This window comes from Geminocystis sp. CENA526, from assembly GCF_050753365.1.
GTDB lineage: Bacteria > Cyanobacteriota > Cyanobacteriia > Cyanobacteriales > Cyanobacteriaceae > Geminocystis.
Genome location: NZ_JBLZFY010000301.1, coordinates 1 through 1,198, shown reverse-complemented (window position 1 = coordinate 1,198; position 1,198 = coordinate 1). Strand labels below are relative to the sequence as shown.

The 1,198-nt window shown below is 33.1% G+C and carries 1 protein-coding gene; it reads right to left on the bottom strand.

Annotation, left to right across the window (positions count from 1 at the left end):
- Window position 1 precedes the first annotated feature (1 nt).
- A complete protein-coding gene (locus ACN4EE_RS23530; protein ID WP_431708938.1) occupies window positions 2-1,156 on the bottom strand; it encodes a formylglycine-generating enzyme family protein in 1,155 nt (384 codons plus the stop codon).
- Window positions 1,157-1,198 lie beyond the last annotated feature (42 nt).

The window sequence follows — 1,198 nt, the reverse complement described above, 5'->3', positions numbered from 1 at the left end:
ATCAAGGAATATAAACAATACGAAAACCATATAAATATCCTTGATAGACGATCGAACCTGCGTTGCTACGATGAGTCGATCGACAAGCCCCACTCTCAGAATCAAAACCCCCTCCCCGAACAACATGACTTTGTGTTAATCCTGTTATCCAAGGATAATCATTTGTGGGAGCATCAATATAATGACTGTGCCATAAATCTTCACACCATTCCCAAACATTACCATACATATCATATAAGCCCCATTGATTAGGTTTTTTCATTCCCACTGGATGAGTTTCTCCTTGGGAGTTGTTTTTATACCAAGCGTAATGTTCTAATAAATAAGGATTATCACCAAAGTAATATTTAGTTTCACTTCCAGCCCGACAAGCATATTCCCATTGAGCTTCACTGGGAAGTTGATATTTTTTCCCTGTTATTTGGGATAATTTTTGACAAAATTGTGTTGCTCTTAGCCAATCAACTTTTTCTACTGGATGAACCAACCCCTTAAATTTTGAGGGATTTTCTCCCATAATAGCTTGATATTGCTCTTGAGTAACGGGATATTTACCCATAAAAAATGCCCTTAATTTAACTTTATGTATAGGTTGTTCTAATTTGTATTCTTGTGAACCCATCATAAATTCACCTTCGGGAATAGCAACCATTTCTAATTTAATTCCATGAGGTAAAACTTCCGTAAAATTTCCATTGATTACGGATTTTCCAATAGTTTGTACAACATTATTTATTTTTGTAGAAGTAATTATTTGTTGTAATTTATCCTCTGTTCTTTTTCCCTCATTAGATGTGTCATTTAATCCCTTAAAACTACCCACGTTTAAACTTTTTAATTCTAATTCTGTAATAATTCCTAAAGCTAAAGCCCATGAGTCCACAGCCCATTGTGCAGCATCTTCCCTCATCGCTAAATTAGTCTCTAATTTTTGACGTAATTTAGCCAAAATTGACTCTAATGGTATCCCTTGATGAATATTCTTTAATTCCTTAATAATTCCTTCCTGTAAGGCATTCATTAAAACATTAATTTCTAACCGATATTCTCCACAATAATCGAGCAAAAAGGCTTTACATTGTTGAGGATTATTTGTAATGGAAATACCATTTTCTTTAATAATTTGAATTAGTTTTTCACGAGGTAAATTGTTCATATAGCAAATTTAGGGCATTAAAATTTATTTTAGTAAAGTTTC